The organism is Vibrio sp. RW, from assembly GCF_027587105.1.
Taxonomy (GTDB): Bacteria; Pseudomonadota; Gammaproteobacteria; order Enterobacterales; family Vibrionaceae; genus Vibrio; species Vibrio toranzoniae.
This window is the reverse complement of the sequence record NZ_JAPPTM010000012.1, coordinates 102,543-126,448: the sequence shown is the minus strand read 5'-3', so window position 1 is coordinate 126,448 and position 23,906 is coordinate 102,543. Positions and strand designations below refer to the sequence as shown.

24 protein-coding genes are annotated in these 23,906 nt (G+C 42.9%); 11 read left to right on the top strand and 13 right to left on the bottom strand.

The features are described from left to right. Window positions 1-886, top strand: an 886-nt coding sequence (locus tag OCT63_RS12835; RefSeq protein ID WP_269983851.1) for a hypothetical protein, incomplete at its 5' end; no start/stop codon positions are given. Further along, window positions 879-1,814 (top strand): glycosyltransferase family 2 protein, encoded by a 936-nt coding sequence (locus OCT63_RS12830; protein ID WP_161686050.1) that lies wholly within the window; start codon window positions 879-881, stop codon window positions 1,812-1,814. The genes OCT63_RS12835 and OCT63_RS12830, both read left to right, overlap by 8 nt. A 96-nt stretch (window positions 1,815-1,910) precedes the next feature. Here OCT63_RS12830 and OCT63_RS12825 read toward each other — a convergent pair whose 3' ends face one another. Together OCT63_RS12825 and OCT63_RS12820 are read right to left on the bottom strand one after the other, a co-directional pair. Further along, window positions 1,911-2,300: a DUF2750 domain-containing protein gene (locus tag OCT63_RS12825; RefSeq protein WP_161686052.1), complete on the bottom strand. Its 390-nt coding sequence runs from the start codon at window positions 2,298-2,300 to the stop codon at window positions 1,911-1,913. 141 nt (window positions 2,301-2,441) lie between these two features. Continuing rightward, entirely contained in the window at window positions 2,442-3,347 is a 906-nt protein-coding gene (locus OCT63_RS12820) for a manganese-dependent inorganic pyrophosphatase (RefSeq protein ID WP_161686054.1), read from the bottom strand. Window positions 3,348-3,549: 202 nt separating this feature from the next. Here OCT63_RS12820 and OCT63_RS12815 point away from each other — a divergent pair, with 202 nt between their 5' ends. Beyond that, window positions 3,550-4,764 carry a putative manganese transporter gene (locus tag OCT63_RS12815; RefSeq protein WP_161686056.1) on the top strand — a complete coding sequence of 405 codons (1,215 nt, stop codon included), beginning with the start codon at window positions 3,550-3,552 and terminating at the stop codon, window positions 4,762-4,764. A 318-nt stretch (window positions 4,765-5,082) separates the two neighbouring features. Here the strand turns inward: OCT63_RS12815 and torA are convergent, their stop codons facing one another. Genes torA through torE form a run of 3 tightly spaced genes read right to left on the bottom strand, consistent with a single transcriptional unit; the run spans window position 5,083 to window position 8,983 of the window. Beyond that, window positions 5,083-7,545, bottom strand: a complete 2,463-nt coding sequence (gene torA / locus OCT63_RS12810) for a trimethylamine-N-oxide reductase TorA (protein ID WP_269983850.1) — start codon at window positions 7,543-7,545, stop codon at window positions 5,083-5,085. Window positions 7,546-7,569: 24 nt separating this feature from the next. Next, window positions 7,570-8,751, bottom strand: a complete 1,182-nt coding sequence (gene torC, locus OCT63_RS12805; protein ID WP_060468018.1) for a pentaheme c-type cytochrome TorC — start codon at window positions 8,749-8,751, stop codon at window positions 7,570-7,572. A gap of 49 nt (window positions 8,752-8,800) precedes the next feature. Then, window positions 8,801-8,983 carry a trimethylamine N-oxide reductase system protein TorE gene (torE, locus tag OCT63_RS12800; RefSeq protein WP_017057083.1) on the bottom strand — a complete coding sequence of 61 codons (183 nt, stop codon included), beginning with the start codon at window positions 8,981-8,983 and terminating at the stop codon, window positions 8,801-8,803. 435 nt (window positions 8,984-9,418) lie between these two features. Between torE and OCT63_RS12795 the strand changes: the two genes are divergently transcribed. Then, window positions 9,419-10,213 (top strand): ABC transporter permease, encoded by a 795-nt coding sequence (locus OCT63_RS12795; RefSeq protein ID WP_269983849.1) that lies wholly within the window; start codon window positions 9,419-9,421, stop codon window positions 10,211-10,213. Window positions 10,214-10,500: 287 nt separating this feature from the next. Here OCT63_RS12795 and OCT63_RS12790 read toward each other — a convergent pair whose 3' ends face one another. Further along, a complete protein-coding gene (locus OCT63_RS12790) occupies window positions 10,501-11,808 on the bottom strand; it encodes an ATPase (protein WP_269983848.1) in 1,308 nt (435 codons plus the stop codon). Between the two features lie 256 nt (window positions 11,809-12,064). Here OCT63_RS12790 and OCT63_RS12785 point away from each other — a divergent pair, with 256 nt between their 5' ends. The 3 genes from OCT63_RS12785 (at window position 12,065) to OCT63_RS12775 (ending at window position 14,001) form a co-directional block, all read left to right on the top strand. Further along, window positions 12,065-12,295, top strand: coding sequence for a TIGR02647 family protein (locus OCT63_RS12785; protein WP_010440041.1), 231 nt, complete (start codon window positions 12,065-12,067; stop codon window positions 12,293-12,295). Between the two features lie 193 nt (window positions 12,296-12,488). Further along, window positions 12,489-13,343, top strand: a complete 855-nt coding sequence (locus tag OCT63_RS12780) for an NAD(P)H-binding protein (protein WP_269983847.1) — start codon at window positions 12,489-12,491, stop codon at window positions 13,341-13,343. Beyond that, window positions 13,336-14,001 (top strand): YdcF family protein, encoded by a 666-nt coding sequence (locus OCT63_RS12775; protein ID WP_077680605.1) that lies wholly within the window; start codon window positions 13,336-13,338, stop codon window positions 13,999-14,001. The genes OCT63_RS12780 and OCT63_RS12775 overlap by 8 nt, the downstream gene beginning before the upstream one ends. A 182-nt stretch (window positions 14,002-14,183) precedes the next feature. Here OCT63_RS12775 and OCT63_RS12770 read toward each other — a convergent pair whose 3' ends face one another. Further along, the gene (locus OCT63_RS12770) at window positions 14,184-14,762 is read right to left on the bottom strand and encodes a thymidine kinase (RefSeq protein ID WP_017057078.1); all 579 of its coding nucleotides are present in this window, start codon (window positions 14,760-14,762) and stop codon (window positions 14,184-14,186) included. Between the two features lie 85 nt (window positions 14,763-14,847). Beyond that, a complete protein-coding gene (cysS, locus tag OCT63_RS12765) occupies window positions 14,848-16,233 on the bottom strand; it encodes a cysteine--tRNA ligase (protein WP_269983846.1) in 1,386 nt (461 codons plus the stop codon). Window positions 16,234-16,424: 191 nt separating this feature from the next. Here cysS and OCT63_RS12760 point away from each other — a divergent pair, with 191 nt between their 5' ends. From OCT63_RS12760 to OCT63_RS12745, 4 genes are all read left to right on the top strand, one after another. Further along, window positions 16,425-16,919 (top strand): peptidylprolyl isomerase, encoded by a 495-nt coding sequence (locus tag OCT63_RS12760; RefSeq protein ID WP_017057076.1) that lies wholly within the window; start codon window positions 16,425-16,427, stop codon window positions 16,917-16,919. Between the two features lie 135 nt (window positions 16,920-17,054). Further along, window positions 17,055-17,801, top strand: coding sequence for a UDP-2,3-diacylglucosamine diphosphatase (lpxH, locus tag OCT63_RS12755; protein ID WP_060468023.1), 747 nt, complete (start codon window positions 17,055-17,057; stop codon window positions 17,799-17,801). Between the two features lie 111 nt (window positions 17,802-17,912). Beyond that, window positions 17,913-19,130: an EAL and HDOD domain-containing protein gene (locus tag OCT63_RS12750; protein ID WP_029627081.1), complete on the top strand. Its 1,218-nt coding sequence runs from the start codon at window positions 17,913-17,915 to the stop codon at window positions 19,128-19,130. Window positions 19,131-19,245: 115 nt separating this feature from the next. Then, a complete protein-coding gene (locus OCT63_RS12745) occupies window positions 19,246-19,758 on the top strand; it encodes a YchJ family protein (RefSeq protein ID WP_161686074.1) in 513 nt (170 codons plus the stop codon). Window positions 19,759-19,905: 147 nt separating this feature from the next. On the opposite strand, the gene hisIE is transcribed toward OCT63_RS12745, so the two are convergent. Genes hisIE through hisB form a run of 5 tightly spaced genes read right to left on the bottom strand, consistent with a single transcriptional unit; the run spans window position 19,906 to window position 23,817 of the window. Further along, the gene (hisIE, locus tag OCT63_RS12740) at window positions 19,906-20,556 is read right to left on the bottom strand and encodes a bifunctional phosphoribosyl-AMP cyclohydrolase/phosphoribosyl-ATP diphosphatase HisIE (RefSeq protein WP_060468025.1); all 651 of its coding nucleotides are present in this window, start codon (window positions 20,554-20,556) and stop codon (window positions 19,906-19,908) included. Next, window positions 20,553-21,326, bottom strand: a complete 774-nt coding sequence (gene hisF, locus OCT63_RS12735; RefSeq protein ID WP_060468026.1) for an imidazole glycerol phosphate synthase subunit HisF — start codon at window positions 21,324-21,326, stop codon at window positions 20,553-20,555. Before hisF ends, hisIE begins: the two co-directional genes overlap by 4 nt. After that, entirely contained in the window at window positions 21,308-22,045 is a 738-nt protein-coding gene (gene hisA / locus OCT63_RS12730) for a 1-(5-phosphoribosyl)-5-[(5-phosphoribosylamino)methylideneamino]imidazole-4-carboxamide isomerase (RefSeq protein ID WP_060468027.1), read from the bottom strand. Before hisA ends, hisF begins: the two co-directional genes overlap by 19 nt. Before the next feature lie 43 nt (window positions 22,046-22,088). After that, a complete protein-coding gene (gene hisH, locus OCT63_RS12725; RefSeq protein ID WP_269983845.1) occupies window positions 22,089-22,703 on the bottom strand; it encodes an imidazole glycerol phosphate synthase subunit HisH in 615 nt (204 codons plus the stop codon). A gap of 25 nt (window positions 22,704-22,728) precedes the next feature. After that, on the bottom strand, window positions 22,729-23,817 hold the full coding sequence (gene hisB / locus OCT63_RS12720; RefSeq protein ID WP_077680609.1) for a bifunctional histidinol-phosphatase/imidazoleglycerol-phosphate dehydratase HisB: 1,089 nt from the start codon (window positions 23,815-23,817) through the stop codon (window positions 22,729-22,731). Window positions 23,818-23,906 lie beyond the last annotated feature (89 nt).

Genomic DNA, 23,906 nt, shown 5'->3' with positions numbered 1-23,906 from the left:
ATTAGCATCTATATCCTACTCATCTTATTTTATTTCAATAGAAGACCTATTTTTATTACCCAGCATCCTGCTACTCATAACTTTTCTTCCATTAAGGTATATCTATACATGCAGTTGTAACTCACCTCTAATAACTACAGTAACTTATTTAATATTGATGTATTTATCTTCTATTTTAACTTTTTTAATAGGGAGAACCGGATTCAGCTATCACTTACTTCTGAGCGCTAATTTAACCTTGTTCTTTATGTTTTTATTGATGTATTTATCAATAAAAAATTTACGTAGCAAAGGAAGATTCAAAGATATAATACCACTATCTTTAGCCATTTTTTCCCTTGCTTATTTACATAGCATGAGTTATTACAATGTCCTGCCAAGCAGTGATTTATCTATCAACCACAAAAATATGGACAGCTTAATTAGTATAGTTTTGGATAACGAAGAAAACCGTCATTTATCACCTCTATTTGATTCAATAGCATTGTCTTCCAATCCTCAAGATAAAGTATTCGCAATAACAACAACACTTTACCCTATAAATTCGATAGCTAGGCATAGCCAGTTGCAATGGGTTAACAAGTTTCCTGCGATGTGGTCATTACCTAACCATGTTAATAGTGAGAATGAGGAAAGCAGGGATGTTTTAAAACTAGTTATAGAATCTATAAAAAATGACATCGTGTCTAATTCCCCTGAAATAATAATCATAGAAACAAGTGAAGAACTTAAAAGACTACCTTCAGGGTTTTCATTTATAGGCTTCATTAGGACAAACTCTGTAATCTCTGAAGAATTAAATAAATACGAAATATTTGATACGATCATGATTAGAAAATACAAGGATATGGAGTTTACAATCTATAAAAGGATTTTAGATGAGTAAAATCATAAGCATAATATGCCCTGTATTTAACGAGGAAAATAGTCTACGTCCTTTTACATCAGAAATATCAAAAATTTTTGATCAATTAGATTATGACTTCGAGATAATATTTATCGATGATGGGTCTATTGATTCGACTTTAATAAAAATAAAACGAATTAAGGAAGAATATAACAACATTGAGTTTATATCCTTCACTAGAAACTTTGGTAAAGACGCAGCACTGACAGCAGGACTCAATTACGCTAAAGGGGACGCCGTAATACCTATGGATGTTGACCTGCAAGATCCACCCAATATAATTCCAAAAATGATCGAACTATGGCAATCAGGTAAAGACATAGTACTCGCTAAGCGAGGTAATCGATCAAAAGATTCTTGGCTTAAAAGAAACTCAGCAACCTTCTACTATTACTTAATGGACAAGGTCGGAGACCAGCACCTTCATTCAAATGTTGGGGATTTCCGATTAATGAGTAAACATGTTGTTGCCGCTATCAACACCTTAGAAGAACGCTCCCGATATATGCAAGGGTTATTATCATGGGTTGGTTACGATGTCGCTATTATTGAATTTGACAGAGTAGAGCGCCACTCTGGAAATACAAAATTCAATTATACAAAGCTTATCTGTCATGCTTTAGATGGCCTAACCAGCTTCAGTACCGTTCCGCTGCGATTTTGGGGGTTTCTTGGGTTTGTTTTTTCCAGTATCGCTTTTATATATGGAGGATATATTACTCTGTACACCCTCATTACGGGTGGTGATACAGATGGTTTTGCTTCCATATTTGTTGCGATTGTATTTTTTGGTGGAGTTCAGTTGATTAGTATAGGGGTTCTCGGAGAATACATCGGTCGAATCTATATGGAGACCAAATCTAGGCCAATATACCTAATAAAAGCTAAGACGATTAAGAAAAAATAAAGGTGGTTCTATTTTCTTCGGAGAGATGAAGTAATAAAACAGAACTAAAGCGCTCCCTAACAGAAGGCAACGCTAACTTATGATGTTACGAAAAACTTAGCGCTTAGTAGACTGCTTTTTCAACTCAAAATCGAACTCATCAGGGAACAAGATAACCCCTTCTTCTTGCTCGTTCGGGAACACCACAACAGCAAGTTCATCCTCTTCTAAACCGTTAGTCCAACGGCTATGCCATTTATTCAACGAGATAGACTCAGGTTTGCATTCAGACCAATCGCCCGTTGCCCAAGACTCAGCAAACTCTTGATTTGGCCATACTGGAACACAGTCTTCATCTTCTGTGTTTAGCATTACACAACCGTGTTCATCGGTTAAGATCCATACTTCACGGTTTGCTACGATTTCTTTCACACAGTATTTAAGGCGTTCCTCACCCGTATACTTATTAATTTCAGCGATTTTTTTATCGTCTAGCTGTGTAGTCATCTTAATTTCCTACGTTAGTCAGTAACTTTGTTCATTTTATGCTGAGTAGTATTAACTTCAAATATTTCTATTGAGAAGAAAGGCTACTTCAAAGAAAAACGCCTGCTAAATAAGCAGGCGTTTGTTATTTAAGTGACTTGATTAAACAAGCTCACCTTGTAGCCAAGGCCAGCCTTGCTTCTTACGGCTTAGTGTATTTTCCATCATCAATATGCCGTCTTTCTCGTGCTTAACCAATTTCTCAGCCCACTCACCTTTGTAAAGAAGGCGAGTTTGCGCAGTAGTGATGTCCGTTAGCATTACCGCAGCAAATGCTAGACCGGCTTTCTCACAACGCTCTTCAAGATCTGCTTCTAGAGCTTCGATCATACCGTCTACTTGCTCAAGAGTCGCAAGTTCAACTTGACCAACAACAACATCGCGGCCGTTGAATGGGTAGCCTTTAAGGTCTTTCTCTACTAGCTCTGCAGCAGATAGGCCTTCGATGTTTGTCTTAGCGATTAGAAGTGCTTTGATGAATGCATCAACGTCTTCTACCCCTGCGATTTCAGCAAGTTCAGCAACCGCGTCTTTGTCTTTTTGAGTACATGTTGGAGAAGCGAAACCAACGGTGTCTGAAAGAATTGCAGACATCATTAGCTTAGCGATTTGTTGAGAGATAGCGTGACCTTCAATCTTGAACATGTTGAAAAGTACAGTGTTTGTACAACCAACAGGCCAGATCCAAGCTTCCATAGGGTTAACTGTCATCACGTCACCTAGACGGTGGTGATCGACAATACCTACGATCTCTGCATCAGCAACATCGTCTGGTGCTTGCGCTAGATCTGAGTAGTCAACTAGCCAGATTTTCTCACCAGCAACAGAAGTACGAAGCTCTGGCTTTTCAGCACCAGCGACTTCTAGAATGTGTTGAGTTTCGCGGTTGATCTCGCCTTGGCGAATTGGTGTCGCTTCCTCGCCACGAGCTTTAAGAAGCTCTGTTGCAACTAACGCACTACAAATACTGTCACTATCAGGGTTTTTGTGACCAACAACTAAAATCATGTTTCTTCCTATTACACTAACAATTATGACTCTACCTTTAGAGCCTCTCTTTATTAGCCATACTTTACCTCATTTTTTTAGATTGGTCATGTTTCCTAGGTTTAGCCAATGGTATCAATAGATAAAAAAAACAACAAACGCAATTGATAATTATTATCATTCGTATATATTTATATTAGGCCACTAATTTTGGGTAACACCTATGGATCGACTAATCTCTTTTTTGCCAAGCAGTCGTGCTTCGAAAACAACTCAGTTTTCACTGTCATTTAAGCGACTGCTACTGCCTATATCACTTGCCGCCCTAGTTGCAGCTCCAGCCACACGAGACTTGACAGTCACTACCCTGTCAGACGCGTTTTGGGCCGTGTCTTGTTATGTCGCTTTAACCTTGGCTATTTACCACTGGTTAAGCCTTTACATCAACAAAGACAACGTCTTCAATAAGCTCGTACATCAATCTCGTTCGAATCAAGTGGTGTTTGCTGCGCTAATGGGTGCATTGCCTGGTTGTGGTGGTGCGATAGTCGTTACTACGCAATTTATATCCGGCAAGCTCGGGTTTGGTGCGGTTGTTGCTGTTCTTGTCTCCACCATGGGCGATGCCGCCTTCTTGTTGATAGCAAGTGAACCCAAAACCGGTTTAGCCATGATGGCAATGGGCGTGATTGTCGGTACAGCGTCAGGCCGAATCATTAACCTGTTCCATGCGGATGATTTTTTACGTCCAAAACAGGCTGAGCAAAATGAAGCCGTTCGCTGTTGCTCATCTCAATCCCAAGGCAAAGAAGCCGTTTCTAAAAAGGCGATCAACCTGCAAGGCTACCTATGGTCGGTGCTGATTATTCCCGGCGCTGCAGTGGCTCTACTTGGCTCTTTTCAAGTGGATGTCAACGAGTTACTCGCGTTGCCTGAAATGTCGATGGAATGGGCGGGAACAATTTTACTGATTAGCTCAATGTTTCTATGGGGACTGACTCGTGAAATTGAAGATTACCAATCAGCCGTCAGTGAAGATGAGAAGTGTGTAGGCTCTCATCCACTGCAGAAAACTGCTCAAGACACCAATTTCGTAACAGCTTGGGTTGTGGTTGCCTTTCTTTTCTTTGAATTTGGCTCAGTGCTAGCAAATGTAGATTTTGCGACGCTTTTCTCAAGTTGGGGGATCATGCTCCCCCTGGCGGGCGTATTGATGGGATTACTACCGGGCTGTGGACCGCAATTATTGGTCACTAGCTTGTACCTTTCCGGCGCACTGCCACTTTCGGCTCAGGTTGGTAATGCGATTTCAAATGATGGTGATGCGCTATTCCCTGCGATTGCCATGGCACCTAAAGCAGCGCTTATCGCGACGGTGTACTCCAGTGTCCCCGCTTTGATTTGTGCATACGGTTATTGGTTTATGTTCGAACTTTAGGTTTACGTTCGAAGCTTAGGTTTATCTTCAAGGTTTTAGCTTTACTCCATAGGTTTCTATTAGGTCGGCACTTTGTATCGGCCTTTTTGTTTCCATCTGCCTAAGCCCTTACAACAGGTTCTTTGTACATTCCCTTCATGCTTCTACAGCCTACCTCAAACAGCACGTTACAGCCTATCTCAAAAACGCCCCTCTTGGCGCTATTACAATGCTTAGTTAGAAATCCCAACGATGTATACTAGAAAAACAAAAAGCCCCTGTAAGAACGCTTACAGGGGCTTTAATTCAAGCTTCAATCTCTGCTCTTAATCGAGAAGCTTAAGCGACTTCGATTGGACCACCGAATGAAGTGACTGGAGGCAGTTTGCCTTGGAACTTTTCGAAGTTAACCAAACACGTGTTTGCTGACGTTGCTTGAGCAAGTTCAGACGTACCAATATCTTGAGTTAGAGTGTTTGGATCGCCGTATGTATCTAGTGCGCCCACTTTCTCGTTGATTGGGCCGTACCAAGCACCTTCTTCGATACGTACAACACCAGGGGCATAGCTATCCATCAGAACAGCACCTGCTAGTAGTTGACCACGGTCGTTGAACACACGTACTACGTCACCATTTTTGATGCCTTTTTTCTTGGCATCTGTTGGGTTGATGTAGATTGGCTCACGGCCTTGTACCGCGTAAGTCGCACGCCACTCTTCAGATTCACACATCTGAGAGTGAAGACGCTTATCCGGGTGACAAGATTGTAGCCAATACGGGTGTTTTTCAGAACCTGGACCACCGTGTGAACGTTCCGATTTCTCAAACCACATTGGGTGTTCTTGACAGTGCTCGTAACCCATATTGCCAACAGTGCGACTTGTAATTTCAATGAAGCCAGAAGGTGTACCTAGAGCATTGATCTCAGGATCTTCACGGAATGAAGCGTGACGAGTCCATGGCTGACCTTTACCGAAGTCTAGGAAACCTTTTTCCCAGAACTCAGCAAATTCAGGCATTTCGAACTTACCTTCATTTGAAGCGCGACAGTCGTCGTACAGAGATTTAACCCACTGCATCTCGTCCATACCACGTGTGTAATCGTCGTAACGCCCCCAACGCTTAGTCAGGCTAGACATGATCTCGAAGTCAGTCTTAGACTGGAACAGAGGATCCACTAGCTTGTGCATTGCGATCAAACCACGGCCAGAATACGCGCCGTAGCCATCGATATCGTTACGTTCCCACTGAGTACATGCTGGAAGCACGATATCAGAGTGACGACAAGTTGCAGTCCAAGCGAAATCAACAGCCACTACAGTTTGTAGGCTCTTGAATGCTTTACGCATCTTGTTGCGATCTTGGTGGTGGTGCCACGGGTTGTTACCACTGAATACCATCATCTTAATATCTGGTAGCGTTACAGTAGAGCCGTTCGCTTTGATCTTCTTACCTGGCTCTAACAAGCTATCTACCCAGCGAGCAACCGGAATTACGCGGCTATAACCGTTGTAATCTGTATTGGTATGCTTAGGCGATTGACCTTGATCGATGTTCAAAGGGAATGAACCCGGAGCAGCGAAACCAGTTGAAGATACACCGATACCAGAATAGTGGTGACCGTAAGAGATACCACCGCCTGGAAGACCAATTTGGCCAACCATTGCTGCAATAACGGCACACATCCAGTAAGGCTGCTCACCGTGTTCTTGACGTTGGATACTCCAACCAACAAGAATCTGTGTACGACCGTTAACCAGCATCTTAGCGAAATCACGAATTGAGTCCGCGCTTGCGCCACAGATAGCGGAAGCCCATTCCGGAGTCTTCTCAACTTTATCTTTCGTTTCACCTTGAACGTACTTGATGAAGTCTTCAAAACCTAGACAGTAAGTATCGATGAACTTCTTGTCGTATAGGCCTTCGTTGTAAAGAACGTGAGCAACACCCAGCATGAACGCCACATCAGTTTGTGGGTTGATGTACATTTGCTCGTTTTCTAAGTAACGGCCTGTTTTATTTTGAACAGGGTCAACAGAAACAACGTTGATCTCTTTCTTAGCAACTTTCTCTTTCAGCTGTTCTAGGTATGCGAACGACTCGTGAGTCTCACATGTCCAACCTACTTGCAGGTTTTTCACTGGATCGTTACCCCAAAGAACAATGTTGTCACTGTTTTCTAGGATGAGTTCCCAAGATGTCCCTTGCGCGTAAACTTCAGTAGAACCTAGCACGTAAGGCATGATCGTTTGACCAGCACCTGTTGAGTAGTCACCGATTTTCTTCACAGAGTAACCGTGAAGTGCCATTGCACGTTGCATGTGGTTAGTACAACTGTGGAACTGACCTGTTTGCCTCCAACCAGTTTGACCAGTGTGAAGTGCCCATGGACCGTAATCTTTCTGTACGCGCTCTAATTCGCGGTAAACAAGGTCCAGTGCCTCCTCCCAAGTCACACGAATAAAGCGGTTGTTACCACGCGTGTCTGCGCTGTACTTGTGCTTCTTCAACCAATCTAGGCGAACCATTGGGTAACGCACACGTGATGGGCTGTAGATAATACCTTTGATACCTTTCAACATCTCCGTTGGATGTTGATCGATTTCGAGAGGCTTAATTTCTTGTACTTTACCCGCATAAACACGAGCTCGGAATGCCCCCCAATGAGAACCAGAGACTTTCCACGTACCATCAGTTTCTGCTGCTGAAGCCGACGCTGACGCCAATAAGCTTGGGCCAATAACAGATGCCGCACTTGTAGTAGCGACACCTTTCAGAAAACTTCTTCTTGTAATTGCCATTGTGTTACTCCAATTGACGTCTTATTAGTGATGGCCTTCAGAAAAATCTGATGAGTGCTTCTGTAGATACTTAAGAACAAGTGCTTCTGTATCGGTATCGAAGTTAACGAATGCGATCATACCATCTAGCATGCCTACCCAACTGTTAGCACTAAAGTGAGCTTCATCGGGTTGTGAGTGACAAGTTGAGCAGTTGGTTTGATACGCTTGACCAGCAGCGTTCCAGATTGGCCCGAAATCATCAACCATAGACTCTTTCTTCATCCAAAGTGCTAGGTTAACTTCCTCCCACGGTAGGCCCGTTAGCTCATCTTCTTTCTTCTCACCAACAGTGATTACGTCACTTTGTGAGACATCTTTCGTCAAGATCGCGGTTGAGATGTTCATACCGAAGTCTTCTTGGATGACACGCCCGAAGCCCTTGGCTTTACGCCAACCGTCGATTTGAATCTTGATCATGTCGCCTTTTTCATCGATCACGGCTACTTTACTCGCTGGGCTGAGCAGGCCCGCTTCAACTTCAGCCGTTTCATCCGTGTACATTGGAAGGTGACGGATTGAGATAACCTCATTACCTTCAGAGTAAGACGTGCTACCCGCAACTTGCTCAAGCTCACCAACGATACCACTTGCCGATTCCATATCTAATGGAAGGTTGTGTGCAATACCTTTGTGACAATCAACACAGCTTTGATCACGCTCAGCGGCGTTCTTCATTTGGATGCGCGCTGTTGGGCGCATGTTGTCGAAATCCATTGAATCGTAGTTGTGACAATTTTTACACTCTAGAGATTTGTTCGAAGAGAAACGATCCCATTCGTGTTTAGCCAGTTCGATACGGCGAGCTTCAAATTTCTCAGGGGTATCTAGGTCACCAAATACCTGAGCGAAGACTTCTTTAGATGCTTGCATCTTACGAGCAATTTTTGCTGTCCATTCATGTGGAACGTGACAGTCAGGGCAGGTGGCACGTACACCAGATGTGTTTTTCCAGTGAACGGTTTCTTGCAGTTCTACGTACACATTGTCGCGCATGGTGTGACAGCTTATACAGAATTCTTCTGTGTTCGTTGCTTCTAACGCAGTATTAAAACCACCCCAAAAAATAACACCGGCGATAAAGCCACCCATAGTTAACACACCAAGACTGATGTGTACTGCTGGGCGAGTCATTGTGCGCCATAATTTCACTAAAAATGATTTCATGTTTAGCTCTCTTAAATATTGATTTCAAAAATGTTGTTACTAGAGGGCATTACATGCCGCCATGAGCACCAGGAGGTCCGAATACAAACACTTGCAATGCCCAAACTAGGAAGCCATAACCGCCTACAAAAGCCACACTTAATATTGGAAAGAGAACCACCGCGATGAAGAGGAAAGACTTCCACTCCAACGAGCGTTTTTCGCCAGTTTTAATTTTATTAACATCACTCATACATTTTGCCTATTTTGTATCTAGTAATTTCGAGTAGCCCATTCTAAGAAGCTAAAGTTATTGCGTATCTAACAACAAATCTTAAACCATACATAAAGTAGGGTTCAATCAAATACCCCCTTATTACCCTTGATAATCAATACTTTTTTGAGCTCATCCAAACTTGTTTTTAGTTAATTAAAGTTATTAAAAAGTATTAACAAATATGAAAAATTAAGCATGTGTTAGATTTGTTAAATGCCAACAATTAAGAAACCAAATCATAAGAGCCATTAACAAACCACCTATTAAGTAGTCGCTAAAAAAGCCTAAAACGACCCATGTTTTGTACTTTGCTTGTTAAATAATTGAGCTATTTTAATCGATAGATTTGAAGCTGAAATGCATCATTTGACACTTTCAGATATGATGGAGGCCCACTTAAAAGGAAGTATTATGCAAGACGTTATTGATATATCTTGGTGGCAGTTGTTGCTATTCAGTTTACTTCTCATACTACCCACTGCCATCAATCAAAAGCTGAGACTCGGTCTAGGCAAAGAGGCAACTATTAGTATTACTCGGATGGTTGTGCAGCTATTTCTTGTCGGTCTTTACTTAGAGTATTTGTTCACTTTAAACAGCTTGTGGATCAATTTGTTGTGGTTACTCGTTATGATCGTAGTGGGAGCGAGCTCGATTGTTGAAAAGTCGAAGCTACCTAAGAACCTACTTTTAGCACCGGTCATTGTGAGCCTTACGCTCACCTGTGTTCCTATTGTCTTGTTTATTTGCTTTTTCATCATTCAGCCGACACCTGTTTTCAACGCGCAATACCTTATCCCCATTGCTGGTATGTTATTGGGTAATAGTTTAAGCAGTAATATAGTGGCATTGCAGAATTTGTTTGGTGCTTTTGAAACGCAGAAATCAGAATATGAAGCGGCAATCGCATTAGGCGCGTCTCCAACCTATGCTGCTGCACCTTTTGTGCGCAATGCGATACAGAAAGCGATGTCTCCAATTATGGCCTCTATGGCGACCACAGGCTTAGTGACACTACCTGGAATGATGACAGGTCAGATTTTGGGTGGCGCTTCGCCAATGATCGCGATTAAATATCAACTGATGATCATGCTGGCGATTTTCGTGATGATGAGCTGCTCTCTGGCACTGGCTCTTCACCTTTCATTGAAGACTACTTTAACAAAAGAAGGTCGAGTCCTTGCTCAGGTAAAGCCAGAGCACTGACCTCCCCCCAACCAAGAAACTGGTTACTCACTGAATTTGATACAGGTTATCCACAGAAAATGTGGATAACCAAAAACACCACGATCCTTTTTTGTCCATTTTAACCACTGGAAAGATCATTGTTATTGAACCTTGCTTGATTTCAAAGACATATGTCCACATCTTGATTAACGCTGTTAAGTCTTTAAATGATCATTAGAGAAATAAAGAAGTAGGTTTTCCACAAATAAAAAAGCGCCATTAGGCGCTTTCAACTCAATCACAACAAATATACAAAATTAGTTATGCTAAACCGAAGGCTCAATCTCTTCTTCTGATGATTGCTCTAAAGCCGCATCTTCAAGATTAGATTCAACGTTAGAAGGTACTACGTCAGCATCGCTTTCATTGGCCATTTTACCACCTAAGCTTTTCAAACTGTCCACCAACTCTTCCAAGCTTTTTATATGATCATCACTTTTGGTAATCTGCTCATCTAATAGCTCATTATGTTTGGTCGCCTCAGACAGTTGTTGTACCTGCTGCTGATTCTGACTTTCTAACTTAGCTAACTGCTCGGTCAAAGCTTCGATCTCAGATTTCAACAACGAGGTCATGTCTAAGCTCTTTAGTGCTTTAACGCTCTCTACAATCTTCTGAGATTGTTGACGCAACCCAACATCGCGGTAATCTTCATCATTCACTACTTGTGAAATGCTTAATAGCTGATTCTCAGCATTCAAAACGGATTGTTCGAACTTATCCCCTTTCACGCTCGCAAGCATTTTTACTTCATGAGCGACACTGCGCACGTGGTTCAACTCAAACTCCGCAGCGTGAACCGCGTCTTCAATGATAGACTTTTCACGTGGGCTTGCTTTCACTTGATTTTCGGCCAACACGATTCGAGAAGTCGCTTTAGCAAACGTTAATGGAACAACGTCATCAAAGTCTTCATCCTCTAAGAACTCTAATTCGTCCTTCAAAGGTTCGATGTATTTCTTATGCGCGACTTTTATTTCTAATAAGCGAGCATTATTGAGAAATTCCACCTGCGCTTCTTGAGCGTCTTCAAGTTCATCAACGAGTACGTATTCAAATAATTCGCTGTATTCTGAATACAACGTCTTATAGCGCGATGTAAACATGGTATCTGCACCAAGAAACTTAAGGTACTCCATTTGCGCTATCGAATCGGCAAGTACTCGATCCGCTTTTGTCTTTAATACTAAAATCGAGTCATAGTTTGATTTGATCACAGCAATTTTTTCATCAAAAGCTTCGGCATACGTTAAACTCGAAAAAATCGAATAACTCTGAGTGAGCCGAGACTTGTCTTTCAGTAGGTCCGCATAAATGCTTTCAGCATCATCCCATGCGTCTAACAGTTCATTGTAATTCTCTGGAGCATAGAGAGACAACTGCGCATAGTCTTCAAGCTTCGCTTCCCACTCGGAGTAAACGCTTTCGACAGAATGAAAAGAACGGATCTCGACTGTTGACCCATTATTGTTGTTTGTGGTTTGATTCGCTTCTGTCTGCTCGGAAGGTGTACTCTGACACCCTGCGATAGCAAATAGCATACTAACAACTAATGCTACTTTGTTCGCTCTCACTGATGCATATCCTTTTTTATACAATATTCGCTCAATGCAATATATTTCTAGCCTCAATATATTACAACCACTTAGCAATAAACATCACCGATGACTCAACCGAGCAAAAATAACCCAACATCACCAAAACAAACCCATCAATCGGCGATTAATCACCCAATTTCGTGTCACTTATCAATTCTTTTTATTTACTATTGATTGAGCTGAGAATGCGCACTAAGGTGAGGATAGAGAACGTTATCAATATAGGTTAATTATGAAGTACAACGCTGAACATATTGCTGATTTAAACCTCCTTCTTCAATTTGATGTAAGTAGCGCCGCTACTGGTATTAAAGTTCATCAAGAGGCTGCTCAAGAAACTCAAGACGCCGTTAAGCGTCTATTCGAAAAGAATCTTTGTACTCAACCAGACGGCGGTTACCTAACTGATGAAGGTATTGAGATGGCTGAGCGCGCAGACAAACTCATTCGCGTACTAAACTAAAGCTCCATTGTTCCAATAAAAACTCCACTTGCCTCGGCCGTGGAGTTTTTTCATTTTTGGGCAAAGGTTTGTTAGGCTTATACCAATCACAGTAATTGACTAAGTAGCAATAGCGTACGAACAAGCTTGGTGACCCGTTAGTTACTACGGTTGATATTATTGTAAATCCATAACTTACAGTTGTGAGGAACACATGGCTTCTATATTTATAGTCGGTGCGGGATGGGTAGGTGCACCTTTATCTGAGCATCTAGAGAAACATGGTAACCGAGTGGTGGTTACGAAAACGACCCAAGCAGGAGCTGACGCGATTGGCCGCGAGCGTATTCCATGTGAAGTATTTCGGTTTGACTCATCACAGGCAGAGCAAACTGTCGTTCAACTTTATTCGCTGTTACTCGAAAATAATGCCGAGATTGTGATTGGTAGCTTCCCTCCTGGCTTTAGAAAAGGCGCAGGCCAACAGTATGCCGATTACTGGAAACAGCTAACCAAAGCTTGTCAGAAGGCAAACGTTAAGAAGCTCATTATGGTTAGCTCAACAACGGTGTACCCAACCAAACCTGGGGTATTAAAAGAGGAAGATGCCTCACTCACCCTTGCCATTTCAGACGACGAACAAACGTATTCGTTTTCCGATAACGCACGAGTTATGCTGCAAGCGGAACAATTGGTGATAGATTCCAGGATCGACTACACCATTTTACGTTTTAGTGGGTTGATTGGGCCTAGTCGTCATCCATCAAGGTTTGCAAGTAAACTGAAACAGGTCAGTACCCAAGCCCCAGCCAATATGCTTCACCTTGACGATGCTATCGGTGCTATCGACTTCGCCATTAACCACCTACACAATGAAGTTGTTAATGTGACCACCCCAAATACTGTAAGTAAGGCGGAGTTTTATGCCGCGGCACTGAAAAGCGCCAACAGCAGCGAGCCTCTACCACCAGTTGTCGATACACCCGACAAGCTGATCTCATCGAAAAAGATTCTCGACTTAGGTTATTCGTTTAAATTCGAATCCACATTGGACGCACTTCATGACTGAACTATCTACAGCGAAGAAAGATCCCAGCATTAAACTACACCGCGCGATCGACACCCTTTGGAATTTTATGTCTATGGGTCACAAGGTAAAGCCTTCTGACTGTATTTTTGTTTTGTGCAGTAATGACACTCGTGTGGCTGAATACGCATCTGAGCTTTATCACAAAAAAATAGCACCTTATATCGTTTTTTCTGGTGGTGTGGGACGCTTTACCGAAGAGGTTTTTGATCTCTCAGAAGCCGAAACATTTGCGGCTATCGCAAGAGATTGTGGCGTACCCGACTCAGATATTATTATTGAAAAGTACGCAACCAATACGGGTGAGAATGTACGCTTTACTTACGAGTTGCTCAAACAACGCGGGCTATCACCGAAGCGACTTACCTTGGTACAGAAACCCTTTATGGAGAAACGTACTTACGCTACTTTCAGTAAACAATGGCCTGACGAAGCTTCGGAACTCACTGTGACTTCACAATGGAGAAATTGGGACGATTATTATAATGAAGAGCTGTCATTAGATATGGTGTTAGGCGCGTTAATTGCCGATTTTGAGAGAATAAAATTATACCCAATCCAGGGATTTCAGATTGAGATGCCTATTCCCAACGATGTTGACCACGCCTATCAAGCATTGAAGAAATTGGGCTTCGAATAATACCAATCACACTAAGTGATCATAAATAGCGCAGGAGCAAAGCTGACATTTTCGAGTGTTTAGCAAGCTAGAGTGACCAGTTATTTACGACGATTGATATAAAGCAGAATTAGTAGTTCAATAAGTAAAACGGTGGCTCTTGGCCACCGTTTTTAGTTTTAACCACACCGATTAAAGAGCCGCTATTTTCCTAACGCTTCTTTATAATGCTGACGGCAAGCAGAAACATATTGGTCATTACCACCAATGGAAACTTGGTCACCTTCAGCAATAGCCACCCCGTGCTCATCAGTACGAATCACCATGTTCGCTTTACGGCCACAGTGGCAAATCGTTTTTAGTTCTACGAGTTTATCTGCCCAAGATAATAAGTAACGGCTACCTTCAAATAACTCCCCCAGAAAGTCAGTACGTAAACCGTAGCAAAGCACTGGGATATGCAGTTTATCGACCACTTCAGTTAATTGGTACACCTGCTCTTTCGATAAAAACTGACACTCATCGATCAATACACAGTGGCGTTTTTCTATTTCGTTTAGCTCTTGAACCGCATTAAACAAATTCGTGTCATTCATAAAAAGTTGAGCTTCAGATTGCAGACCAATTCGCGAGCTCACTTTACCAATGCCATAGCGGTCATCTAACGCTGCAGTAAAGATCACAGGCGTCATACCGCGCTCTTGATAGTTGAATGAAGATTGAAGAAGCGTTGTTGATTTACCCGCATTCATTGCCGAGTAATAAAAATACATCTGAGCCACAGAAATATTCCTGTTAGATAAAGGAGAAATAAAAGAGTTTTTGCTTAAAAAAAAGGGCTGACAATCAGCCCTCTCTATATAGAATTTACTTACGACGCCATGTCGTCCCTTCTGGACCATCTTCCAGAACAATACCCAACTCGTTCAATTTATCACGTGCAAGGTCGGCGTTCGCCCAATCCTTGGAAGCACGGGAATCATTACGCAGTTTGATTAATGCTTCGATTTCAGCGACTTCCTCATTATTATCCACTACATTACCTTTTAGGAAAGCTTCTGGGTCTTGGTGAAGAATACCAATGATGTCCGCTAATTCACGCATCAACGCACCAAGAGCGCTGGCTTTCTCGATACTTTCAGTCTTAATACGGTTAATGTCGCGAGCCATTTCGAACAATACTGAATACGCTTCAGGAGTGTTGAAATCATCGTTCATCGCTGTCGAGAAGCGAGTTACATACTCTTCACCACCAGCAGGAGCAGCCGTTAAATCTAAGCCACGAAGTGACGTATATAAACGCTCTAGTGAAGCTCGTGCTTGGTTCAGATTATCTTCACTGTAATTGAGTTGGCTACGGTAGTGACCAGACATTAAGAAGTAACGAACCGTTTCAGCATCGTAATGTGCCAATACATCACGAATAGTGAAGAAGTTACCTAACGACTTAGACATCTTTTCTTTGTCTACCATCACCATACCACTGTGCATCCAAGTATTTACATACTGAGTGCCATGCGCACAGCAAGATTGCGCGATTTCATTTTCGTGGTGAGGAAATTGTAAATCTGAACCACCGCCGTGGATATCAAAATGATTACCAAGTATAGAAGAGTTCATTGCTGAACATTCAATGTGCCAACCTGGACGACCAGGCCCCCATGGAGATTCCCATGTAGGTTCACCTGGCTTAGACATTTTCCAAAGCACAAAGTCTAATGGGCTACGTTTTGCAGAATCAACGTCTACACGAGCGCCGGCTTGAAGCTGCTCAAGATCTTGCTTAGACAATTTGCCGTACTCGTCAAACTTCTTCACTTCAAACATCACATCACCGTTGCTTGCTACATAAGCAAAACCACGTTGAATTAGTTTTTCTACTAGCTCGACAATTTCAGTGATAAATTCTGTGGCACGAGGCTCAACATCTGGGCGTTTCATGTTCAAAGCATCAAAATCGGCATACATTTCATTGATCAGACGCTCAGTAAGAGAATCACAAGACTCACCGTTCTCGTTAGCACGCTTGATGATTTTGTCATCGATATCTGTGATGTTACGAACAAAGTTCAAATCGTAACCAAGGTAACGCAGGTAACGAGTTACGACGTCAAAAGAGACGAACGTACGGCCATGACCAATGTGACAGAGATCGTAGATGGTTACCCCACAGACATACATGCCGACTTTACCGGCTGTAATTGGCTTGAATTCCTCTTTCTGTCTTGTGAGTGTGTTATAAATTTTCAGCATGATCTCTATCTATATTTGTGTATTAATCAAAATAAGACAGCAAGTATATCAATTCATGCGTTATTAGGTAATCCCCCAAAGCAGTAATTAGCTTAAACAATCCAGTTAAGTGAATGATTTGGTGATTTGAAAGTCAGCCAACATGCGCTAGAATTCGAACTTCATATTAAAAAGACAGTAAGGTAACAATCATGATCATCCTTCACACAAATTTTGGTGACATCAAAGTTCAACTTAACGAAGAAAAAGCACCAGAAACAAGCGCAAACTTCCTACAGTATTGCCGTGACGGTTTCTACGACAACACGCTATTCCACCGTGTTATCGATGGTTTCATGATTCAAGGTGGCGGTATGACTTCTGGCCTTAAAGAAAAAGCGACTCGCGCAACAATCAAGAACGAAGCAAACAACGGCCTAACTAACAAAGTAGGTACACTTGCAATGGCTCGTACTATGGAACCGCATTCAGCGAGCTCTCAGTTCTTTATCAACGTGAACGACAACTCTTTCCTTAACTTCCGTAGCGAAAGCTTAGACGGCTGGGGTTACTGTGTATTTGCTGAAGTTGTTGAAGGCATGGACATCGTAAACAAGATTAAAGGTGTGAGCACTGGCTCTATGGGCATGCACCAAGATGTACCTCTAGAAGAAGTGATCATCACTGGTACTACAATCGAAGCTTAATTCATCGCTTTCGGTTAGAGCGTGTTGCTCTCGAATTAAATATGACCGAGAAAGCTCAACACGCTCTAGTATGAATAATTGATGAGCCGATAAAAATCAGGATATAGGGAGCGAATTGCTCCCTTTTTTGGACCTATGAAAACATATTTTATTTCAGATCTGCACCTTACTCCGTCAAGACAAGACATCACCGACTGCTTCTTAACATTTATGAAGAACGAAGCGGTAGAAGCAGATGCACTCTACGTCTTAGGTGACCTTTTCGAGTTCTGGATTGGTGACGACGACAAAAGTGAGTTCGCGACTTCCATACGCCAAGCGTTTATTGACCTAGTAAAAACGGGTGTACCTTGCTACTTCACTCAAGGTAACCGTGATTTCCTCGTCGGCAAAAAATTTGCCAAACAAACAGGCGTGCAACTTCTAAACGAAGTATCGACGATCGATATCTACGGACAAAAAGCCGTTGTGTTGCATGGTGATACCTTATGTACCGAAGATGTAAAGTATCTCGCCTTTAGAGAAAAAGTTCATCAACCTTGGTTACAATGGATCTTCAATAAAATTCCGTTTTTTATTAAAAAGAAAATCGTCTCTAAAGTTCAATCTGATATCAAAGATGACAAACAGACTAAATCTTTAGACATCATGGATGTGACGCAACAAGAAGTTGAAAGTGTGATGGAGCGAAGCCACGTAGATTTAATGATACACGGACATACTCACCGCCCCGACATCCACACCTTTAATGCCAATAGCTGCACTAAAACACGTATAGTACTTGGTGATTGGTACACGCAAGGCTCAGTTTTAGTCTTCACTCCAAAAGGTTTTGAACTACAGAATCGAGAGTTTGGCAATAGCTTTCAACATTACTCTTAAACTTTTACTTTGATTATAATTATCGATCAGACTTTCTAAGATTGTAGATGGTAATTTCTGCCGAATTAGCTATTATTTCTCTATCAGAAATAAACCGAACACAGTACCAAGTTGAAATATTCATATGTAGCACGTCAACCAATACTCGACACAGATAAAAAAACCATAGGTTACGAGTTGCTATTCAGGGATGGTCCTAAGAACACTTTCCCTGAAGTAGAACCGGAGCTCGCTACTAGTCGTTTACTTTCAGATCACTTCTTGTCAACTCACTACAATACACTGGGTGATAGGCTTGGGTTCGTTAACTTTCCTTATGCAAGCCTGATTAACTTAGTTCCTACTTTGTTCCCCAAAGAAAGCCTCGTTGTAGAGGTGCTTGAAGACTGCGAACCAACAGACGAATTACTTGAAGCAATCAAGACTATCTATGATGCGGGCTACACCATCGCATTAGATGATTTTGTGCCAAGCAAAGCTTGGAAGCGTTTCTTACCCTACATATCGATTATCAAATTTGATATCCGCCAGATCTCAATTGAGAAAGCTTCGATGTTCATGACCTCGCTAAAAGGGCTGAATATCAAGTTTCTTGCTGAAAAAGTCGAGACTTACGATGAGTATCAAGAGGCGAATCAAGCAGGCTTTACCTATTTTCAAGGTTATTTCTTTAGTAAACCAGAAATGATTCAAACTCGAGCTTTGAACCCTGCCTTTTTAACGATCGTTCAGTTGTTAAAAGAAATAGCTCATGATCCCATTGATTTTAGTGAAGTTGAACGCTTGATAACCTTGGATGTGACACTTTCATATAAGCTACTCACCTACGTGAACTCCGCCGGCGGTTCAGCAACGATGATTCGTTCATTCCGACAAGCCCTTATTTTTCTTGGAGAACAAAAGCTGCGGAAGTTTGTCTCACTTGTGGCGATTGCATCAGCGAAAGAAGATAAACCAGACTCACTTTATGGTTTAGCAGTACTGCGTGCTCGTCAGTGTGAACTATTGGTAGAAAAGATGAATGTCAAAGTTGAACCCGGACAAGCTTTTTTGACTGGTATGTTCTCCCTACTCGATTCACTATTTGACCAACCGTTGAAGCACGTTTTGGACTCTGTCCCCATTGATGAAGAGATCAAGCAGGCTTTAATACAAAGAAAAGGCGTGTTAGGAGCGATCATGGCAATGGTCATCGCTTATGAGCAGGCTGAATGGGACGAAGCAACGCGTATTCGGAAACTGCTTAACTTAAGTGAAACTCAACTCGGCCAAGCTTATGATGAAGCCACAACTTGGGCTCAAGAACTGTTATCACCTCCATTAAAATAGTCGCCTCAAAACTGCTTCGATAGAAACTAAACTTTGGTGAGTAATCATTTCTTGTTAAACTTCAACGCATACATTTATGGCCTCTTACTAGAGGCCATTTTTACAGGACCAGACTATGTCTTTATGCCCATGCGGTAGCCAAAACACTTACCAACAGTGCTGTGAAGCGGCACACCTTGACCACAAAAATATTGAAACACCCGAGCAACTAATGCGCTCTCGCTATTCAGCGCACGTATTGGGTTTGGTTGATTATGTCGTTGCTACCTACCACCCTAGCTGCAATGCAGAAGCACAAAGAGAAGGCATTACCGAATCTATCAACAGTGGTTGGGCGGGCTTAGAAGTCATCAATACTGCTGCAGGTTCACACGAGAACGAAGGTTTCGTTGAGTTTAAAGCTTACTTCAACGATGGTGATTCACAATTTTGTATGCAAGAGCGATCGCGTTTCGTTCGTGAAGGCGGTCTTTGGTACTACATTGATGGCACCTTCCCCGAACAGGAAGAAACCACGCAGCCGGAGGTAGATCCTCGCTTAAATCAAACGGTGGAGAGCTTTAAGATCGGTCGCAATGACCCTTGTATCTGTGGCAGTGGAAAAAAGTATAAAAAGTGCTGCGGGTAAGACCAACGTTTAAGGTAACAAAGTAGTGAATGAGATCCTTTAAGTCACTAAGGCTCCTCGGAAAGGCCAGCTAAAAAGCCCCGTAAACATGGCTGTCTACGGGGCTTTTGTCTGTCTTCTAGGCAGTTCTATGAATCTAAAGAGGGCTTACTTATGGCGCTCTTTAAGTTTATTCACTACGTCGTTCATTGATAGGCCTTGGTCTTGAAGAAGAACCATTAGGTGGTAAATCAAATCTGCTGATTCACACACTAACTCCGCCTTATCGCCCGACGTCGCCGCAAGCGCGACTTCAACGCCTTCTTCGCCCACTTTTTGCGAAATACGCTTGGTGCCACGGGCATATAGACTGGCAGTATAAGAAGACTCAGGGTCTGCGTCCTTGCGGGCAGCCAGTAGCTGCTCAAGCTGATGAAGCCACACCATCTGAGATTCTTCTTGTTTGTCTACATCCCAACATGTTGTTGTACCAGTATGACACGTTGGACCAATGGGATTGACCTTAACCAGTAAAGTGTCATTGTCACAGTCCAAGGCAATGTTTTGCAGTTGCAATACATTGCCCGACGTTTCACCTTTGGTCCACAAACGCTCTTTTGTGCGAGAGAAAAACGTCACTTGCCCAGTTTCGCCTGTTTTCTCTAGTGCTGCTGGGTTCATGTATCCCATCATTAGCACTTGGCTAGATTGGTAATCCTGAACAATAGCTGGCACTAAGCCACCCACTTTTTCCCAATCAATACGCTCTGATAATGCGCCTACTGCTGTTTTTGATAAACATACTGGTTCAAAACTCATAGTCGCACCTCTACATCCTGTTGTTTTAAATACTGTTTAAGTTCACCAATATTGATGACTTGTTTGTGGAATACCGAAGCCGCTAATGCTCCGTCCACGTTGGTCTTCTTATAGGCTTCAGCAAAGTGCTCCATCGCGCCAGCACCACCAGAGGCAATCAAAGGCACGTTACATACAGAGCGCACCATATTAAGTTGCTCAATATCGTAACCGTTGCGAACGCCATCTTGGTTCATCATGTTTAATACGATCTCGCCTGCCCCACGCTTCTGTACTTCCTGTACCCAATCTTTGGTTTCCCACGCGGTTGCTTTAGTACGCGCTTCATCGCCTGTGAATTGATAAACCTGATACTTACCGGTTTCTTTATCGAAGTATGAGTCGATACCAACAACGATGCACTGCACGCCAAACTTATCAGCTAGGTCAGTGATCAGTTGAGGGTTAGCCAGTGCAGGCGAGTTGATCGATACTTTATCCGCACCAAACTCTAGAATGCGCGCTGCATCTTCTGCTGATTTAATACCACCAGCTACACAGAAAGGAATATCGATCACTTCTGCGACACGCTTGACCCAACTCTTGTCGACGACACGACCATCGCTTGATGCCGTGATATCGTAAAATACCAGTTCATCAGCGCCCTCTTCCGCGTAGCGCTGTGCTAACGGAACGATGTCGCCAATGATTTCGTGGTTACGGAACTGAACGCCCTTTACCACTTGTCCGTCACGGACATCCAAACAAGGGATTATTCGCTTTGCCAACATGCAAATGCCTCCTCTGCGGTGAACTTGCCATCAAGTAGCGCACGACCCACAATCACGCCTGCAACACCGCTGCCTTTTAGAGCTTCGATATCCGCTAGGCTGCCGATGCCGCCCGATGATTGGAATTGAACCTGTGGGTACTGTTTACAAAGGTCAACGTAAAGCTCTACGTTTGATCCTTCTAGCGTGCCATCACGTGAAATATCGGTACACAGAACGTGTTTAAGACCAACCGTGAGGTAGTCTTCAATCAGCGCTTCAATGGTCACGCCGGAATCTTCTTGCCAACCGGAAATTGCCACTTTACGTGTGCCGCTTTGGTCGATGTTGATATCCAAAGCCAGTACGATTTTTTCAGCACCGTATTTTTCCATCCAACCTTTCACAAGCTCAGGTTGTTTTACCGCTGTTGAACCAACTACAACGCGCTGCGCGCCTGCTTCAAGTAGGTCGACCACGTCTTGCTCGTTACGAACTCCGCCACCAATTTGGATATTGGCAGGCGTACTAGCAAGTAGCTTGGCGATGAGGTCAAGTTGACGAGCGGTTGTATCTTTTGCACCCGTTAAGTCAACAAGGTGCAGCCAACCAGCGCCAGCTTGGTGATACAGGTTGAACTGCTCTGCTGGGTCTACTTTATATTCTGTTACTTGCCCGTAATCCCCTTGGAATAAGCGAACAACTTGGCCTTCAATTAAATCTAACGCGGGAATAATCATTTACATTCCTTATAGGGCAACGTTAACCGCTGCCTAATCCTTATTACAATTCCAAGAAGTTCTGAATCAGCTTAGAGCCAGCTTTCGAAGATCGCTCTGGGTGGAACTGAACACCATAATAATTGCCACTTTGCACCGCCGCTGTGAACGGATTACCGTAATCGCATCGTGCGATTGTGTAGTTGCCCACTGGCATTGCAAAGCTATGAACAAAGTAGAAGTATTCGCCTTCTTCAATGTTTTTAAATAGAGGGTGATTAGGTGTTGCCGTTACGGTGTTCCAACCCATGTGTGGTAACGGTAAATCACCCGTTTCAAGTAAACGAACTTCGCCATCACACAGCCCTAAACATTCAACCAACTCATCAGCTTTTTGGCCTTTCTCTTGAGACAGTTTACCTAGCAGTTGCATACCTAAACAGATACCAAGCAGAGGCTTCTCTACTTGCTTCACAAGAGAAACAAGGTCACGCTCTTGTAGGTTCTTCATTGCCTCACTTGCAGTTCCGACTCCGGGTAGGAATAGCTTGTCGGCGGCAAGAACCACTTCTGGTTCTTTTGAAGTTTCAACTGCGTAGCCCAAACGTTCAATGGCAAATTTCACCGAAGAAACGTTGGCACAACCAGTATCAATAATGACGATTTTTTGATCTTTCATGGTTTTTTCCTTGCTAACGTTAGCCTTACAGTACGCCTTTGCTGCTTGGCAACTCGTTACCTTCAACTTTAATTGCTTGGCGAAGAGTACGACCAAACGCTTTAAATAGGCTCTCAATGATGTGGTGATCATTATTGCCATTAGAAGAAAGGTGTAACGTACAAGCCAGTGTATCGGTTAGAGAACGGAAGAAGTGAACCACCATCTCTGTTGAAAGATCACCCACTTGCTCGCGGCTGAACTTAGCATCGAATTTCAAGTATGGGCGGCCAGAAAGGTCGAGTGCACACTGAGCCAAACATTCATCCATTGGTAGGCTGAAACCGAAACGGCCAATACCACGTTTTTCGCCTAATGCATCTTTAAGTGCTTGGCCTAACGCAAGTGCGGTGTCTTCCACAGTGTGGTGATCATCAATATGTAGGTCACCCTTCACAGTTAGGTTCATTTGGAAACCACCGTGTGTCGCGATTTGATCAAGCATGTGGTCGAAGAAACCCATACCTGTATCGATCTTATTACCACCGGTTTCATCAAGGTTTACGGCTACCTTAATGTCGGTTTCTTTAGTCGTACGAACCACTTCAGCAACACGAGCGTTAACCGTTAGATCTTTAACGATTTGTGGCCAGTTAAGCGTGCCTTCCGTTTCTGCATCCGGGCCATATTGAATACCGCGGATTGCCATATTTTCTGCTAATTGAAGGTCAGTCACTCGATCGCCAATCACGGCTGACTTTTGGAAGTCTACTTTACCACCCTGTAGGTACTCTTTAACCATACCCAGCTTAGGCTTGCGGCAAGAGCAGTTGTCTTCATCAAAGTGAGGGCAAATAAGCACGTCATCAAACTTAACGCCTTGAGATTCGAAGAACTCCATCATCATGTTGTGTGGTGCATCGAAATCTTCCTGTGGGTAGCTATCAGTGCCTAGGCCATCTTGGTTAGTGACCATCACTAAGCGGTAGCCCGCGTCTTGCAAAGCAAGCAGGCTAGGAATCACGAGCGGTTCGAATTTTAGTTTGTCTAAACGGTCTACTTGAAAGTCGACTGGCGGCTCAACAATTAAGGTGCCATCGCGGTCTATAAAAAGTATTTTCTGTTGTTTACTCACTTGAACTTCCTTTTAATTTTAAATCTGGTGGCCTAGCTAAAATCAACCGCTGACCCAAATGTCTGATTCATTTGCCAGTCATGTTGATT

What these genes read in the sequence shown, in the direction of transcription:
- OCT63_RS12830 (WP_161686050.1), top strand. Translation starts at nt 879, where the DNA reads ATGAGTAAAATCATAAGCATAATATGCCCTGTATTTAACGAGGAAAAT.
- OCT63_RS12825 (WP_161686052.1), bottom strand. Translation starts at nt 2,300, where the DNA reads ATGACTACACAGCTAGACGATAAAAAAATCGCTGAAATTAATAAGTAT.
- OCT63_RS12820 (WP_161686054.1), bottom strand. Translation starts at nt 3,347, where the DNA reads ATGATTTTAGTTGTTGGTCACAAAAACCCTGATAGTGACAGTATTTGT.
- OCT63_RS12815 (WP_161686056.1), top strand. Translation starts at nt 3,550, where the DNA reads ATGGATCGACTAATCTCTTTTTTGCCAAGCAGTCGTGCTTCGAAAACA.
- torA (WP_269983850.1), bottom strand. Translation starts at nt 7,545, where the DNA reads ATGGCAATTACAAGAAGAAGTTTTCTGAAAGGTGTCGCTACTACAAGT.
- torC (WP_060468018.1), bottom strand. Translation starts at nt 8,751, where the DNA reads ATGAAATCATTTTTAGTGAAATTATGGCGCACAATGACTCGCCCAGCA.
- torE (WP_017057083.1), bottom strand. Translation starts at nt 8,983, where the DNA reads ATGAGTGATGTTAATAAAATTAAAACTGGCGAAAAACGCTCGTTGGAG.
- OCT63_RS12795 (WP_269983849.1), top strand. Translation starts at nt 9,419, where the DNA reads ATGCAAGACGTTATTGATATATCTTGGTGGCAGTTGTTGCTATTCAGT.
- OCT63_RS12785 (WP_010440041.1), top strand. Translation starts at nt 12,065, where the DNA reads ATGAAGTACAACGCTGAACATATTGCTGATTTAAACCTCCTTCTTCAA.
- OCT63_RS12780 (WP_269983847.1), top strand. Translation starts at nt 12,489, where the DNA reads ATGGCTTCTATATTTATAGTCGGTGCGGGATGGGTAGGTGCACCTTTA.
- OCT63_RS12775 (WP_077680605.1), top strand. Translation starts at nt 13,336, where the DNA reads ATGACTGAACTATCTACAGCGAAGAAAGATCCCAGCATTAAACTACAC.
- cysS (WP_269983846.1), bottom strand. Translation starts at nt 16,233, where the DNA reads ATGCTGAAAATTTATAACACACTCACAAGACAGAAAGAGGAATTCAAG.
- OCT63_RS12760 (WP_017057076.1), top strand. Translation starts at nt 16,425, where the DNA reads ATGATCATCCTTCACACAAATTTTGGTGACATCAAAGTTCAACTTAAC.
- lpxH (WP_060468023.1), top strand. Translation starts at nt 17,055, where the DNA reads ATGAAAACATATTTTATTTCAGATCTGCACCTTACTCCGTCAAGACAA.
- OCT63_RS12745 (WP_161686074.1), top strand. Translation starts at nt 19,246, where the DNA reads ATGTCTTTATGCCCATGCGGTAGCCAAAACACTTACCAACAGTGCTGT.
- hisIE (WP_060468025.1), bottom strand. Translation starts at nt 20,556, where the DNA reads ATGAGTTTTGAACCAGTATGTTTATCAAAAACAGCAGTAGGCGCATTA.
- hisF (WP_060468026.1), bottom strand. Translation starts at nt 21,326, where the DNA reads ATGTTGGCAAAGCGAATAATCCCTTGTTTGGATGTCCGTGACGGACAA.
- hisA (WP_060468027.1), bottom strand. Translation starts at nt 22,045, where the DNA reads ATGATTATTCCCGCGTTAGATTTAATTGAAGGCCAAGTTGTTCGCTTA.
- hisH (WP_269983845.1), bottom strand. Translation starts at nt 22,703, where the DNA reads ATGAAAGATCAAAAAATCGTCATTATTGATACTGGTTGTGCCAACGTT.